This window comes from Mycobacterium sp. shizuoka-1, assembly GCF_002723835.1.
In the GTDB taxonomy this organism is placed as follows: Bacteria; Actinomycetota; Actinomycetes; order Mycobacteriales; family Mycobacteriaceae; genus Mycobacterium.
Window position 1 is genome coordinate 1 of the sequence record NZ_BEWG01000092.1, and the last position, 1,071, is coordinate 1,071.

Annotated in this window: 2 protein-coding genes and 1 pseudogene; all 3 read right to left on the bottom strand. The window is 63.4% G+C overall.

The features are described from left to right. Positions 1-224 (bottom strand): annotated as a pseudogene (locus MSZK_RS33205) (NADH dehydrogenase subunit D); the annotation flags it as partial. Then, positions 173-781 carry an NADH-quinone oxidoreductase subunit C gene (locus MSZK_RS23860; protein WP_099251019.1) on the bottom strand — a complete coding sequence of 203 codons (609 nt, stop codon included), beginning with the start codon at positions 779-781 and terminating at the stop codon, positions 173-175. The gene MSZK_RS23860 and the pseudogene MSZK_RS33205, both read right to left, overlap by 52 nt. Beyond that, positions 778-1,071 (bottom strand): NADH-quinone oxidoreductase subunit B (locus tag MSZK_RS23865; protein WP_371411382.1); only part of this gene is annotated, 294 nt, incomplete at its 5' end. The genes MSZK_RS23860 and MSZK_RS23865, both read right to left, overlap by 4 nt.

Below are 1,071 nucleotides of genomic sequence, written 5' to 3' on the forward strand. Positions count from 1 at the left end.
CGCGCCTCGGTGACCGTCTCACCCTCAATCTCCAAAATCAGCCGCAACACCCCATGCGTCGACGGATGCTGCGGACCCATATTCACCACAATCCGCTCCGCGTGGTCGTCGACTGCCGCGGACGTGATGGCATCCCAATCACAGCCAGTGAGCGTGAAAGTCGTGTCGACCATCAGTGGTATGCCCTCCGCTGATCGGGAGGGGCGACTGTCGCCCCGTGGTATTCGACAGGAACGCCGCCGAGAGGGTAGTCCTTGCGCTGTGGATGACCCACCCAGTCATCGGGCATCTCGATACGGGTCAAGCCCGGATGGCCATCGAAGATGATGCCGAAGAAGTCATAGGTCTCACGCTCATGCCAATCCACCGTCGGATACACCGAAAACAACGACGGCACATGCGGATCGGCATCCGGACACGCCACCTCCACCTGCACCCGCCGGTTATGCGTGATCGACAACAACGGATAAAACGCCCGCAACTCCCGACCCTCGTCCTGCGGGTAATGCACACCCGAAACACCACAACACAATTCGAACCGCAACGCCGGTGCGTCCCGGAGCGCCCGGGCCACCACAACCAGGAACGCGCGCGCGATCTGGAGGGTCAACTGCCCGGCATGAACGACGACGCGCTCCACGGCATCGGTGAAGTCCGCACCGAGCGCCTTGGCCAGGTCCTCGACAAGCTCATCGAAATAGCCGCCGTACGGCGCAGTAGTGTTGCCCGACTGGGGCGTACGCCGCACCAGCCGGCCATAACCCGAGACGTCGCCGCTCACCGGAGCAGGCCTTTGAGTTCCAGGGTGGTCGGGGCGGCCAGCGCGGCCTTCTCCGCGGCGGCAATGGCCTCGGCGCGGTGCACCCCCAACGGCATCTCAGCGATCTTGGCGTGCAACGCCAGAATCGCATTCAGCAACATCTCCGGCCGCGGCGGACACCCGGGCAGATAAATGTCCACCGGCACCACATGATCCACCCCCTGCACCACCGCATAGTTGTTGAACATCCCCCCACTGGACGCACACACCCCCATGGCCAACACCCACTTCGGCTCAGCCATCTGGTCATA